The organism is Clostridium sp. KNHs205, assembly GCF_000702945.1.
GTDB lineage: Bacteria > Bacillota > Clostridia > Lachnospirales > Lachnospiraceae > Anaerocolumna.
Genome location: NZ_JNLE01000003.1, coordinates 1,975,387 through 1,989,619, shown reverse-complemented (window position 1 = coordinate 1,989,619; position 14,233 = coordinate 1,975,387). Strand labels below are relative to the sequence as shown.

The 14,233-nt window shown below is 37.8% G+C and carries 11 protein-coding genes; 5 read left to right on the top strand and 6 right to left on the bottom strand.

All coding sequences use genetic code 11. From position 1 onward, the window contains the following. The first annotated feature begins 309 nt into the window (after window positions 1-309). From BR73_RS0108395 to BR73_RS0108385, 3 genes are all read left to right on the top strand, one after another. The gene (locus tag BR73_RS0108395; RefSeq protein WP_033165167.1) at window positions 310-1,017 is read left to right on the top strand and encodes a response regulator transcription factor; all 708 of its coding nucleotides are present in this window, start codon (window positions 310-312) and stop codon (window positions 1,015-1,017) included. After that, a complete protein-coding gene (locus BR73_RS0108390; RefSeq protein WP_033165166.1) occupies window positions 995-2,452 on the top strand; it encodes a HAMP domain-containing sensor histidine kinase in 1,458 nt (485 codons plus the stop codon). The genes BR73_RS0108395 and BR73_RS0108390 overlap by 23 nt, the downstream gene beginning before the upstream one ends. 256 nt (window positions 2,453-2,708) lie before the next feature. Next, a complete protein-coding gene (locus BR73_RS0108385; protein ID WP_033165165.1) occupies window positions 2,709-3,803 on the top strand; it encodes a hypothetical protein in 1,095 nt (364 codons plus the stop codon). Between the two features lie 81 nt (window positions 3,804-3,884). On the opposite strand, the gene BR73_RS0108380 is transcribed toward BR73_RS0108385, so the two are convergent. Beyond that, complete coding sequence (locus tag BR73_RS0108380) at window positions 3,885-5,354, bottom strand: tetratricopeptide repeat-containing diguanylate cyclase (RefSeq protein WP_033165164.1); 1,470 nt, start codon at window positions 5,352-5,354, stop codon at window positions 3,885-3,887. Between the two features lie 347 nt (window positions 5,355-5,701). On the opposite strand from BR73_RS0108380, the gene BR73_RS0108375 reads away from it, so the two are divergent. Beyond that, window positions 5,702-6,181 carry a DUF6803 family protein gene (locus BR73_RS0108375; protein WP_033165163.1) on the top strand — a complete coding sequence of 160 codons (480 nt, stop codon included), beginning with the start codon at window positions 5,702-5,704 and terminating at the stop codon, window positions 6,179-6,181. A gap of 213 nt (window positions 6,182-6,394) precedes the next feature. On the opposite strand, the gene BR73_RS0108365 is transcribed toward BR73_RS0108375, so the two are convergent. From BR73_RS0108365 to BR73_RS0108355, 3 genes are all read right to left on the bottom strand, one after another. Then, window positions 6,395-8,407 (bottom strand): LTA synthase family protein, encoded by a 2,013-nt coding sequence (locus tag BR73_RS0108365; RefSeq protein ID WP_051685061.1) that lies wholly within the window; start codon window positions 8,405-8,407, stop codon window positions 6,395-6,397. Between the two features lie 94 nt (window positions 8,408-8,501). Beyond that, the gene (locus tag BR73_RS0108360; protein WP_033165161.1) at window positions 8,502-8,888 is read right to left on the bottom strand and encodes a DUF1801 domain-containing protein; all 387 of its coding nucleotides are present in this window, start codon (window positions 8,886-8,888) and stop codon (window positions 8,502-8,504) included. A gap of 22 nt (window positions 8,889-8,910) precedes the next feature. Continuing rightward, window positions 8,911-10,344 carry a diguanylate cyclase gene (locus BR73_RS0108355; protein ID WP_033165160.1) on the bottom strand — a complete coding sequence of 478 codons (1,434 nt, stop codon included), beginning with the start codon at window positions 10,342-10,344 and terminating at the stop codon, window positions 8,911-8,913. A 245-nt stretch (window positions 10,345-10,589) separates the two neighbouring features. Between BR73_RS0108355 and BR73_RS0108350 the strand changes: the two genes are divergently transcribed. Continuing rightward, window positions 10,590-11,324 (top strand): DUF554 domain-containing protein, encoded by a 735-nt coding sequence (locus tag BR73_RS0108350; protein WP_033165159.1) that lies wholly within the window; start codon window positions 10,590-10,592, stop codon window positions 11,322-11,324. Between the two features lie 478 nt (window positions 11,325-11,802). On the opposite strand, the gene BR73_RS0108345 is transcribed toward BR73_RS0108350, so the two are convergent. Both BR73_RS0108345 and BR73_RS0108340 read right to left on the bottom strand, forming a co-directional pair. Further along, window positions 11,803-12,669, bottom strand: a complete 867-nt coding sequence (locus tag BR73_RS0108345; RefSeq protein ID WP_156034650.1) for a DUF6179 domain-containing protein — start codon at window positions 12,667-12,669, stop codon at window positions 11,803-11,805. A gap of 11 nt (window positions 12,670-12,680) precedes the next feature. Further along, a complete protein-coding gene (locus tag BR73_RS0108340) occupies window positions 12,681-13,223 on the bottom strand; it encodes a DUF6323 family protein (RefSeq protein ID WP_033165158.1) in 543 nt (180 codons plus the stop codon). Window positions 13,224-14,233 lie beyond the last annotated feature (1,010 nt).

The window sequence follows — 14,233 nt, the reverse complement described above, 5'->3', positions numbered from 1 at the left end:
CTGCTGTAGAATCTGCGATCTTATAAAACGATTACAAACCAGGTTTTACATACAGTAAACCCAGGAAGGAAATTACTTATAAATAAGCAGAGGTAATTGGCTTACCCTTAGGAAAATTTATATATTTACACCATTCACATCGAATATTTCCCAAAGATAATCTTCATGGGTTTACCATGATGTTTTCCCCAGGTATAATTGACTTATACTAGGATATAACATAAGATAAAGCTATTACAGTATTCTCTGTTTATTTCCATAAGGAAAATTAAATGCTATCAAATATGCTATAGATTGGATGGTGAGGCAATGAATGAAAAGATCATGGTAATTGAAGACGAAAAGAAAATCTCTGACGCCATTGTATATGCCCTTAAGAGAGAAGGTTATATAACAGAAGCCGTTTACCAGGGTGACGAGGCCCTTGAAAGACTTAAGGCTTTTAATCCGGATGCCCTTATTCTTGATGTCATGCTGCCTGGTATGGATGGTTACGATATCTTAAAAAAACTGCCGGACAAAGGAAATAAAGGTGTGATCATGCTTACTGCCAAAGAAGACATTGTAAATAAAATATTAGGCCTTGAGCTTGGAGCTGATGATTATATGACCAAACCTTTTGACATGAGAGAGCTCCTTGCAAGGCTGAAATCCCTCCTTCGCCGGATGCAGACTGCCGGTGAGAAAAAAGACACTGCTAATATACAGGTTGGCCATGTCAAACTTCATACGGGGAATAGAACCGCATACGCAGGAGAGCATTTACTGGATCTGACACCAAAAGAATATGACCTCCTGGCCTTGTTATTATCAAGCCCTGACAGAGTCTATTCAAGAGAACAGCTTCTGGATCTGGTATGGGGAATGGAATACTTCGGCGGTACCCGTACGGTGGATATCCATGTTCAGCGGTTACGTAAAAAATTAGGAACTGAATACTCTGATGTCATTCAGACCGTTCACGGCATAGGTTATAAAAGTATAGGGGGTTACGGTGAGAACCAGTATAAAGATTAAATTCAGTATATTCCTGGCAGCACTTTTGCTGTTTACGGTTTTCCTTCTAAGCCTGTTAGTATTAAGAGGAATCAAAACCAACCAGCAGGGACAATACGAGCAGTATTTAGCAAGGCTTACAGAAACCGCAAATACTTATTTTCTTCAGACGATTCTTGCAGAATCCAATAAGGACACTCAAAGTTTTCTGCACAATAAGGGGAAGGATTTTGCAGACCAGCTTACCTTAATCAGTGGTCAGCAGGTTATCTTATATGACAAAGACGGCCTGGCAGTTAATAAGAAGCTGTCCTTTACGGATACTGAAAATATGAAAACTGCTCTTGCATACGCTCTGAATAATAAAACCGCTTATATGATAGAAAAGGATTCACTCTATTATCTGTCTCCCTTAAAAACCTATAACGAACAGGCCGGTGTGATACAATTCTATTATTCCCTTACAGACAACCAGCATTTCTATAATCAGATACAGAAAATGTTTATTTATATCGGCGGTACGGTTTTTCTGCTTAGCTTTTTATTTGCATACTTTTATTTTAATATTTTTGCCAATGGGATCATTCGGCTGGTAAAGACCGTAGAACGGATTGGGGAAGGAGATTATGAAACCTCACCCCTTTCCCGCAGAGATGAAATCGGCAGACTGAGTACCGGTATTCAGAAAATGAGTCAGAAGATCAGGAAGAACATTGAGAACATGGAAGAGGAGCAGAAGAAATTGACCCTTGCTGTTAATAAGTTATCTATGCTGGATAAACAGCAGAAACAATTTATCGGCAGCGTTACCCATGAATTCAAGACCCCTCTGACTTCTATTAAAGCTTATATTGATCTCCTTGAGATGTATCCGGATGATGAGGAGCTTCTTAGTACCGCCAGGCTAAATATCAAGAGTGAGACCGAACGCTTATATGATATGGTGGAAAAGGTTCTGAAATTAGCTGCTCTTGATAAATACGAATTTGAACTCAACAAAGAGCCAACGGATATACGTCATATGCTGTTGTCCGTAGTTGCCAGTGTTCAGGGTAAAATTGATAAGTTTGGACTCCGTTTGGACCTTGACCTTACAGAAGCCTATGTGGAAGCAGATAAGGACAGCCTGACTATTGTCCTGGTAAATCTGGTGGATAATGCTATTAAATATAATAGAACAAATGGCAGCATCCAGATAAAAAGCTATAAAGCTGCAGATCAGGTTATAATAGAAATTACCAACACCGGAGCAGGAATTCCAAAGGAAGCTGCCGAGAAAATCTTTGAACCTTTTTATACAGTAGATAAGAACAGAGCCAGGCAAAATGGCGGTGCCGGCCTGGGATTGTCTCTTGCAAAAGAGCATGCTGAATTGCTTGGCGGCAATATTGCTTTAGTCAATACAAGCGCAGATGAAACCAGTTTTCGTGTTACATTTCCGATATCTCTTCCTTAGAGTGTGTTTGAAATTGAATATCTTTGGTGCCTGCAGCTTTGTTATACAGCAGACCTTCATAAAGTCATAGGATTTAACAGAGTTGATACATTTGTTTACAATTTAGATACATCTGTATATCTTATGGATACAAATACTTGGTAGGATATCTATATCAAGGAGGTAATGAGTAAGAGAAAAGTACTTTTACTCTAAAAGAAGCAATCGCTTCTTTTGCCGGATTGTGTGCCGCTGCGAGCGGCGGAATGGAGGAAATATGAAAAATTCAAAATTTATTAGTTCTATTTTAGTTGCAGCATTAGTAATAACTTTCACTGGGTGTGGAAAGAGTGAGGACAACAGCAAGGTAACCATCAAGGAACCCGGTAAGAGTATAACTGTTATTGATAATGGCACAAAAGAAGAAACACCTGCGGTAACCGTAGATAAAATCGACCGATATGAAAATATCAATATTACAGACTGGCTCGATAAAGAAACTGTTATTGTATCAAAGGATAATGAATCACTTGGCAAATTGAGCCTGGCAGAACTATCTGATTCCTATCCGAAAAGCCTGTACCTTTATAACCTTACTACCAAAGAATACAAATTATTAAAAGAGCAAAAAGACACCAACTTAAGCGGTGGTGTTCTGTCAGCCGATAAAAAGCACCTGTTATATACCGAATACACCTTAGGTGATCCCGCTTTTTTTGTAATGAATATGGATACCCTTAAGACCTTCGTTCTTCAGAATGAAAGTATTGCAGGAGCTATGAGCGCAAAATGGACAGATAATGAAGTTATCGGAGCTGCTTATATCGGAGGTGCCTATACAGCAACTGCTTCCGGAGAAATCAGCGTAGTAAAAGGCCTTGAAGAGGAGTCCCTGTTTCTTGTTGATAGGATAAACGATAAAATTTATTATAATACCAGTTCAGATGAAACCCTGAAAGTATATAACACTGCTACCAAAGAAAAATCCAGCTTAGAGCTTAAAAGTGTATCTGACATCATTCCTTCACCTGATAAAAATCAGATGCTTGTCGTTCAATACAACGGCTCCAAACAAAGCTTACTGCTTTCCGATACAGATGGCAGCAATCAAAAAACCATTGCTGAAGGAACAGAACTTGGCGGCGTTTCCTGGTCACCGGATCAGAGATTAATTGCTTATAATCTTCAGGCAGACGTTAACGGTTCTTCCGCAAAAGGCCTTTATGTATACGATGTTCTGACCGGAACCTCCACTCAGATAGCTGTAGATACTGAAAACGCTGTTACTGCCTTTGGTCCTACCGGCAAAGAATTGTTCTTCTCTGAGTATAACGGAACACAATGGAATAGCAGTATTATCTATTTAAAATAACGATTCAGAGCCTTGCACCAGCATTATAATGAAATAACCGGTACCTTTCCTGCCATGGTAAAGAAAGGTACCGGTTATTTTTTATTTTGTTGGCATATACTTTATCCCGTAATTATTCCTGCCATTGTTCTTAACCTGATATAAAATACCATCTGCTATATCAAAAACATCCTCCAGCCTGTCCGTTTCAGAAGGGATACAGCAGCAGATTCCTATAGAAACCGTAAGTTCACCGTTAATAGGAGAAGTTTTGTTCGGAATATGACTGCTGATAACACTGCTTTGAATTTTCTTAGCCAGCTTCTCAGCTACCTCTAAGGTGCCATTTGGGATAATTAATACGAATTCATCGCCGCCGTAACGATATACCTCCCCATATCCGTCCAGACAGTTTTTAAGAATTTTACCTACTTGCTTTAGTGCCTTATCCCCTTTTAAATGCCCGTAACTGTCATTTAATTCTTTAAAATGATCTATATCCAGGACACCTACTGCAATCATGGTTCCAGTTTTTTGCGCCAGTTCCAGTTTCTTCACACCATGCTGCTGCAATGCATAACGGTTTTTAAGCCCTGTTACATTATCCTTTTCCAGTTTTCTTTTGGTTGCTTTTATATCATCCTCTGCCTGATGCAGTTCCAGTTTCGCATTCAGAGCCATAATTTTATCCTGGTTGATGAATTTTTTTAACTCCAGATATAGTTTGGTATGGCGGATGCACATATTATCATGTTCCTTCTGCATCCCACGGTCTTCGTAGTAATCCAGCCAGAATTCCACTGCCTGAAGCATAACTGTAGGAGACTTGACTTCCTTTGATAACTGGTCAAATATCTCCAGACATTTCTTCCACAGCTCATGTTCCTTCAGATTTCTCAATATAAAGGTAAAATTGATCATATCCTGCATAAAATCATTGACCGGTGCTGCTTTTAGCTGAACAAACTCCATCATGGTCTGCAGGTTTTCCCTGACATATTCCTCTGAACCTCTTGCCATATATAGCTTAGACAGGCAGCACATAATGGTAAAAAGGTAGGTATCATCTTTTGTCTTTTCTGCTGTTTCCAAGGCTGACAGCAGATTCTCCTCCGCTTCCTTTAACTCACCCAGCTTAAAATAAGCTCCCCCCAGATTCAGATCATTTACTACAAGCCATTTCTCATATAGTTCGTAAAGTTCTTTTCCGTTCTCAAGCAGATCCTCTTTCCCTTTGATAAAAAACTCTAATGCTTTGTCCGTATCCCCCAGTTCCATATATCTGTTTCCGATATTACAGTAAAAGAGATGGAGCAGTCCTTTTACCTGATGTTTCGTGCAATATTCTATACCATTCAGATAACAGTCAACAGCCATGGTTTCATTATCCATGGCACCGTAAATTACGCCAAGAAGGTTCTGGCTTCTGGCACACCAGAAGTATTCTCCCAGTTCCTCGTAACCGTTAATTGCTTCCATACAGCTCTTAACAGCTTCCTCCAGGTGATGGGATTCTAATTCCTCCAGACTTTTATAAAATAATCTGTCCGCCTCATCTCTCGTACCTACCATGACGACCTCTTTTCTCAAATGTTATACCTGCTCCATCTGATGTTAAATTAATCTTCCTCATTATTATCCAATATTATAAGTTCTCATTGTAAAACTTACAATACTTTTTTCATCTTTTTGTAATAAATTGGCTTCTGAAGCAAGTTTAGTTATAAAACACCGCTAAATGCATTATTTTTTAGTACATAAAGTCGGTTATGCCTGCTCCGCCAGCTTCTTAAAAAGCCTCTCAAGGATTATATGGAATAACTCCTTTATAATTCTGAAAACTATAAATTTCTCCATATTAAATACATATTCCTTTGTTATAACAGTTCTATCTTAATAATCAAAGGAGATTCATCTATATGGGAAATGCAACTCATTATATGGAATTGCTGGCATCACATCAGCCCTGGCAGCTCATCATTTTTATGGCCATTCCGGTAATATGTGCGGAAACACTCGCTATCACTGAGTTCATCATTTTGTACTCCAGAAATTTTACCGGTACTTCTAAGAGAATCAATAAGTTTACGGGTATTTTTGCCGGTATTTATTTTACAGGTATATTCCTTTACCTGTTATTCCAGGCAGTTATCCCGCTGACCACTTCGGGCACCTGGCGCGGTCCCTTTGACGTTATCGCCGTATTGTTTTATTTATCCGGTGTTATTCCTTTTGGTGGTCTTTTTCTTCTGGAAACCGGAATTGTAGGAAAGAAGAAAAGTGAAAGCGATAAGCTAAAGCTGCATGCTATTTTTGTTAGTATATTTTTAGTAGTTGCACATATTGCTATGATTTTTGGTATGCTGAATCCTGAGCTCTTATCCGGTGGTGGTATGTAAGCTGATATAGATGTTTTTGGTTTTAATTATTATCTCATATAAAATCCAGGGTTTGTTTGAAGCTTTCTTGTATCCCTTCTGGATACCAGACTCGGCACAAGAAGTTATAAACCCCCTGAAGAATTTCATAAAAAAGGTATGCTGCAGCCACAATGTATCATTCTCATAATAGAAATGAATATTGCGGTAATTATACGGCATACCTTTTTATATTTATTCTTTGACTGAAAGATAACGAAAGACCTTGCTTTTCCCAAGTGCCACCTTACTTCCTGCCAATTGTTCTATATAGATGTTGCAATCTTCTTCTAATTTATCAGAAATACTCAGCTTTCCATCGCTTATATACTCCGTTTCGTACTTTTTGCCGTTTACCACAACAGCACTGGATTCGGTAAAACCGGAGCCGGTTATAAGAAGCTTATCTCCCTGCCTGGTTACTTCTGTAATCTCAGGTTGTGTGATTCCCATACTCATATCTTTTACTTCATTGGGGTTACTTTTGTCAAATACATATTTCTTGCCATATAAAAGGTCATATTGGAGAAGCTTAAGTTCTTCCTTATAATCTTCCTTAGCAGAAGCTTTCTGATGAAATTGGGTTAAAATTCCTTTATCCATTCCCAGCCTGTCCAGCACATATGCACTTAATTGATAAGCGGTAAGATTCTTATCTGCCTTATCAAGCTTAAAATTACTCCACAGTACATACTCAGTCTGATGTCTGTCATTTGTAATATCCTTTTGTTCCAGTGACAGAGGAGGCAGGTGGTCACCGTAAAATACAACTACAGTAGGTTCCTCATAAGCCATTAGCGCTTTGGTAAGCTCTCCAACAAACTGGTCCGTCTCATAAAGCTGATTTATATAGTATTCCATGCTGTTTACATAAGCCTCAAGTGAAGTATAAGCAGCAGTCGGATAAGGTGCCTCTGATTCTGGTGTCACCTGAATCCGGTAAGGTACCTCCGGTTTGTTATCGGGATAGATTCCGTGCGGCTGTACAGAAATAGTGTATATGTAATTCCTGTCCTCCTCTGCTTTCAGTGCCTTTAATATTTCACCGGTTAACACACTGTCCTTGGCCCAACCAAGCTGATTATAAGATAAGCCGCTCATAAATTCTATGGAATCAAAGTTATCAAAGCCAAGTCTGGGAAATACATCCTTGCGGTCGTAAAAGGACGCGGAATTGTTGTGAATTACATAACTGCGGTATCCTTCTCTGTTCAGGTTATAGGGAACGCTTTCACAGGTTTCAGACTTAAGGATAGTTCTGTAGGGATATTCACCGGTTCCAAAATACTCCATACTCATCCCTGTAATAACCTCAAATTCCGTATTGACTGTACCTGCACCATATACTGGAACAGTCAGAAAACCGGATGTGTAATTCTCTTTTAAAGCCGTAAAATTAGGCAGCGGATTCTCAGAAAAAGTATAGTGCTTCAAATAATTCACATCAAAAAAGGACTCCAGCTGTACCATAATAATATTGGGACTATCAGCCTGAGCTTTATCCCCTGTATATAGTACATCAGCTGCATTCACTAATTCATCCGTAATCTCCTCCATACGTTTTGCTGAGTAATCGGAAGGTTTATCAATACCTCTTTCGAAGATACTGTTGGTAAAGCAGTAGGTAAAGCCATACTGAAAATATGCATCGTGAAGATTATCAAATTCATTCTGCAACACTTTTGTCCTGGTAGCAGTAAAGGTAATAATTCCAAGAAGTAAAACTGAAAAGATCAAAAGACTTACAGGAACTGCCACCAATCTTTTCTGGGATTTGATTTTCTTCCACAGTATAACAATCAGAAAAACCACTGCCGGAACAAGGACAACCAGTAGTAATATATTAAAGGTGTTCATATACATTGGCAGGTTTCTTAAAGCTTCTTTCACCTGATAGAAATCCATGGCTGAAATGGGAGTCAGGCGAAAACACTGTATAATCCTGTTGACTATTCCCAAAATGATCCAGGCTCCAGCAACGATAGAGAAAAAGAATCTTCTTTTTGCCGTAAAAAGAGTTACCGATAAAGTGAGCAGTATAATAGATAAATTTAAAAAGAATAAAAGCGGTTCCTGCCATAGAAAATAAAGGGCCTTAAAAAGGGATGTCCGGCTTAAGCTTTCCAATATAATTGCTATTAAAAATGCTGACAGCAGGGTACCTGCAAAATAATATACAAAATTTAATCTGATGGGTTTTCTGTTCATGTTATTGACTTCCTGTATTTAATATTACATTGCTTTGTATTTGTAACGGTAACTGACTAGCAAATTATACTTCTTATAACTGTTTTGTCAAGCATTATTTATTTTTCTTTTTACTTAAGGCAAGCTCTGTATTTTCTTTTACCCGGTAAAGTACAATCTCCTCTACCAGATTTAACGGAAGCGGCTTATCTAAAGGAAACTGAACGGCTCCTTTTGAACTTTTATAATCCTTCATCCTGTCTTCAAATACCCTGATGCCGCTCTCCCCGGGATAGAAACCAATATGTTTCTTAAAAACCGCAAAATGCACCAGATTACCATGGAGCCTAAAGGTTGGCATTCTCCAGCTTATGGCTTCCGTAGCCTCAGGTGCTGCCGAATGTATCAGCTCTCTGAGTGCAGTAAGCTTCTCCTGTACCTCCGCCGGGTATAACCTAATATACTCATCAATTGTGGTAAAATCCTGCTTATTTTCTTCCATACCATTCTCCTTTTGGTGTATTTTAGTTCTCTTTTCTGTATTTTAACTTCTCTACATACATTCTCTTATCTGCTCTTTCAATGATATCCTCCAGCTCAAATTCCATACCGGAGCTATAATAAGCCATACCATGGCTGGCAGATATCTCAAAAGTTCCAAGGTGCTCTATCAGTTTGTTCCATAACATTTCTGCCTGAGATAAGGATTTGTTTAAAAAGACGATAATAAATTCATCTCCTCCCATTCGAAAGAACAGGTCCTTCTCCCCGATCTTCTCCTTCGTCTGATCACAAAAGGTCATAAGATATCTGTCACCTTCACCATGTCCCAAGCTGTCATTAATCTTCTTTAAATCGTTGATATCCACAAAACACAGGACAAACTCCACAAAGCCCGTTTTACCTGTTTCCATAAGTTCTTCCAGCTTAATCATTCCCATTCTGCGGTTCATGATCCCTGTCAGTACATCTGTTGAGGCCTGACGTGAAAGTTCTTCCTCCACCCGGTGTATTTCAGTGATATCCATAATACCCGTAAGTATACATTTTTCACCATGATAATCTATTAATTCATAATTAGCAGTTACCCACATACGTTTACCTTTAAAATCATAGGCAACAATGCGGTTATAAACGGAATTATTACTTTTTAGTTCTTCCAAAAGAGATAATCTGTTATCCTCCTGAATATACCAGTTTATGCTGTTATACCCTTTCGTCTCATCTTCGGTCAGACCCATAAGACTTATAGCCCTTTTGCTGGCTTTGATAACTTTGCCATCCTCCAGTCTGGTAATGAACACCGGGTAGGGATTGGAGTAGAACAGCTTTTTAAAGTTCTCTTCATTTTCTTTCAGCTTCTTCTTCGTAAAAAATTCTTTCATTCGGTGCTGGTAAAACATTATACTCATAAACAGGGAAGTGGCAATCATAATTGTTGCATTGAACTGCTTTGTAAGAGCTTGTCCTGCGTCGTCGTTGAGCAGGCTGATGCCGTATAGAAATATCGCATGACTAATAAGATAGGATAAAACCATTACCAGAGGTTTCAATGTAAGAACCGCTCCGGCTATTAGAGAGAGAATGATATAAGAATATATATTTCCTGTGTAACGCTGGCTGTTGACGGAAGATAGGGCTCCTACAAGAACATACAGGAAAAAATATACCTTAGGTATCGTGTATATGAAACCTTTGCCGTCCTTTGTATGTTTTACAATAGGCTTATAGAATATAAGAAATATTACAGAAGCAAGCAGACAAATTAAATGCATGGAAATTAAAGTAACCTGGTACACTTTGTCCGTCCCTATCCTTACCACTGTCCAGTCAAAATAAATGAACAGAAAGGAAAGTAAAACAACAGCAGCAGATATAAGCTTCATCCTGCTTAATACGATAAGGCTATTATAACTTTCAAATTCTAATTGTTCTTTGCTAACATTTATCCATTTCATATTATAATTCCTCTAAAGGTATCTAATGAAAGAAAAGCATCCCCGCAGAACCATCCGCCACTGAAGTGACAGTATTCGGGAATGCTACTATTAACGCAGTTATATTATACAAAATTCTATTTTAATGCGCAAGAAAAAAATATTAATAGGCACTGCCAATTTCTTCAATCAAATAAGAATTATTAATTTCATTTCCAACGGGTTTGTGTTAGAATTGTGATATTTAAAGGACAAAGGAGAAAAACATGAGAGGCTTAGGTACCATCGTAAACTTTTTAGCAGTTATCCTTGGAAGCGGCGTAGGGCTTTTGATCAAAAATGGTTTAAAGCAAAGATTTCATGAAATACTAATGCAAGCCTGTGGTACGGCAACTTTATTTATCGGTTTGGGTGGTGCCATGGCAGGTCTTTTGAAACTAACGGATAAGGGCAGTTTTGAAACTGCCAATACCATGCTGTTGGTTGTATCACTGGTTATCGGTGGTTTTATCGGAGAAGCATTAAACCTGGAAAACCGTATGGAGAACCTGGGCAACAAATTAAAAGGCCTCTTTAAAGCCTCCGGTGACAACAGTTTTGTTGAGGGGTTCGTAACCTCCACGCTGGTTATCTGTGTTGGTGCTATGGCAGTTGTGGGCTCCATCAAAGATGGTCTTACGGGAGATTACACCACACTTTTTGCCAAAGCCCTGTTGGATTTTATTATTGTTATGGTATTTGCCTCTTCTCTTGGTATCGGTGTTATGTTCTCTGCAGTTCCTTTATTGCTCTATCAGGGTTCAATTACTCTGTGTGCGGCTCTGATCTCCGGTTATATGAATGAAACTCTAATCGGTTATTTATCCTGCATTGGATCTGTATTAATTTTTTGTGTGGGGCTTAATCTGTTACTTGGTAAGAAAGTACGGGTTGGTAATCTTCTTCCTGCAATCTTAGTACCGGTCGTATATTACTTTCTGGCTAATATTATAGACAAATAAGACCTTTTTATAATGTTGTCCCAAGCAAATAATAATTTTGCTTAAATTGTATAATATACCTATTGTCAGGCTTGTAGCACTTGCATGCAGCAAATAATAATTTTTCTTAAAATTGTATCCGTGAAGTGGCTATGTCATTGACAATCCTCCCAAAGAATTCTTATAGTAAAATACTTATATCATAGATTAACTGTTAATAGAAAGTAGATAGAATGTTACATAGACGATAGATAGAAATTTACATAGAATGTTACATAGACGGTAGATAGAAATTTACATAGACTGTAAATAGACGGTAGATAGAATTTACATAGAATGTTACATAGACGGTAGATAGAAATTTGCATAGAATGTTACATAGAATGTAGATAGAATGTTAGATAAAGGATTCATAATAAAAGAAAGTTCTTAGCTTTCTTCAGACAGCTAAGAACCTTCTTACTCATACTTTATCTGATTAAAACTTCAAAAACTTTTCTTAACCAAACTGATTATACAACCCAAATACTCCGCAAAGTGAATTATTTTGGATACCATTCATAATTCTGATTGCATAGTTTTTGCTACCCTGCATAAAATAAACTTTCATTTCTTCCCTATCAGAAAAAACCTGCTGAAAAAGAACCGTTATAATATGCTGAATCTTTCCTTCTGCAGCTTCCATATCATCGCCTTCAAAATATTCCCTCACTGCACTCATATCCTCTTCCCTTAAGTCAAGCCCACCTATGGATTTATCTGCGGCATAACAGCCTATTACCGTTAAGAGCACTGCGTCACAAATATTATCATAATATGCTTCCTGGTAGTCAGGCATAAGCCTTTCTAACCGTCTTGCCACGTTCTCAGGAGGAAATACCAGTAAGAACTCATTCTCAAGTTTGATATTGCATAAATATTGATATATGGCATCAATCCCATTAAGATTACCAATGGCACCTACCGTTGGATAATCCAAGGTTAATAAATGGTCCTGGGGCTTGAATTTCGGATCATAATGAATGAAAAAAGCAGGCATTCCATCCAGAAAGGTTTCTTTTAAATTTCTTAAACCGAAATCCTTAAAATCTTTGAGAATATTCTCATATAACTCTTTCGCTTTATATACCTTCTCTCTTACTGCCTCATATCCCAGCTTATATACATAAGCAGCTTCCTGTCTATTCTCGCTTCTGACACTGAATGCATTCCCTTCCCTTTCATACTCCTCGATGCAATAGAGAATTGCTTCCATCAGCATTCTGGCAGTCTCATAGGTCACGGAACTGCTGTCTCCCGAGGTGAATTGAAAGGTAAGCTTCTCCACTAAGGGCAGAAGTTCTTCCATGGTATAATCCATATCCATATAGCCTCCCATTAATCCCAAAAGATTTCTTTTAAGACCTCCAGATATAACTCCCTGTCCCAACGTGTTACATCGTCGAACTGGCTGAATTCTCCGCTGCCGCCAGTCTGTTTATAACCTCGGTAACCTGCCCTGATAGCTTCTGTGAATTTCTCCAGACAAGTACCGGCAAGATATTCTAAGTCACCGGTACATACCTCTTCAAACTGCTCTTTCATAAAGGTAAACAGTTCATCATCAGTGAGATTATCCTCCGATTCATTCTTAAACTGATAAAAGATATCCTGGAGATCTGTCAGCGTCTGCATGTAATTATCCTGTGTAATATACTGGGAATCACAGAAGTGGTATATGAGTTTTGGAAGAATACCTTCCCCGAATTCCACCCTCTGAGTGTTCTTAAGACTGTCATTTCTCAATACCACCAATTCCTTAGCCTCTTCATAGGATAAAGACAGGCCGAAGCTTTCTGTTTTTTCATTAACTGCCAGAAGTGCCGTTATTTCGGCTTCCTGCTTTTTAAGCTGCATTAATTCAAATAAATTGTCCTCCATAAATAATCCTCCTTCCAAGATGGTATCTCATTATAGGGCAGCTTCCAATCTATTACAAGACTTGAAAAAATCGAGATTTTGTGGTAATATATATACAGGAAGAGACAGATTGATTAAAATCTGTCTCTTTTTTATGCTTTGAAGCTCAGATTAGAAAAGAACAGTTTTTCTCAATGGGACGGTGAATTGCAAAAGAGAGAAAGAACTCATGCTTCGATTCCGAGGTATAAGAAGTCCTAATTCTCTGAAGATTTTGTGCTTGACATCATGTAAAACAGATAACTCGCTACGCTCAAACAATCTGTTTTACATGATAGCACAAAATCTCCAGAGAAAAGGACTTCTAATACCTCTCCATAGGCACATTCGTTCTTTCTCTCTTTTGCAATTCACCTGAAATCATATGAAAGCAGGGTTTTTTATGTTTTTGCAATCTGAAACCTTATGTAATCATGGTTTTAGTTTTTTACAACCTGAAATCATTATGTAATGATGGTTTTAGTTTTTTACAAACTGAATCCTTATATAATCATGGTTTTAGTTTTTTACAAACTGAATCCTTATATAATCATGGTTTTAGTTTTTTACAAACTGAATCCTTATATAATCATGGTTTTAGTTTTTTACAAACTGAATCCTTATATAATCATGGTCTTAGTTTTTTACAACCGGAATCCTTATATAATCATGGTCTTAGCTTTTTACAACCGGAATCCTTATATAATCATGGTCTTAGTTTTTTGCGACCGGAATCCTTATATAATCATGGTCTTAGTTTTTTGCAACCGGAATCCTTATATAATCATGGTTTTAGTTTTTTGCAACCTGAATCCTATGTAATTACGATTTTAGTCTTTTGCAACCTGAATTCTATGTAATAATGGTTTTAGTTTTTACAACATAACCCCCTATATAATCATGGTTTTAGTTTTTCAAAGTGTGAAAACCTATGTAATGTCTTAGTTTTTTACAATAAATCTGAAATCATATAAAAGCAAGGTATTTGCACT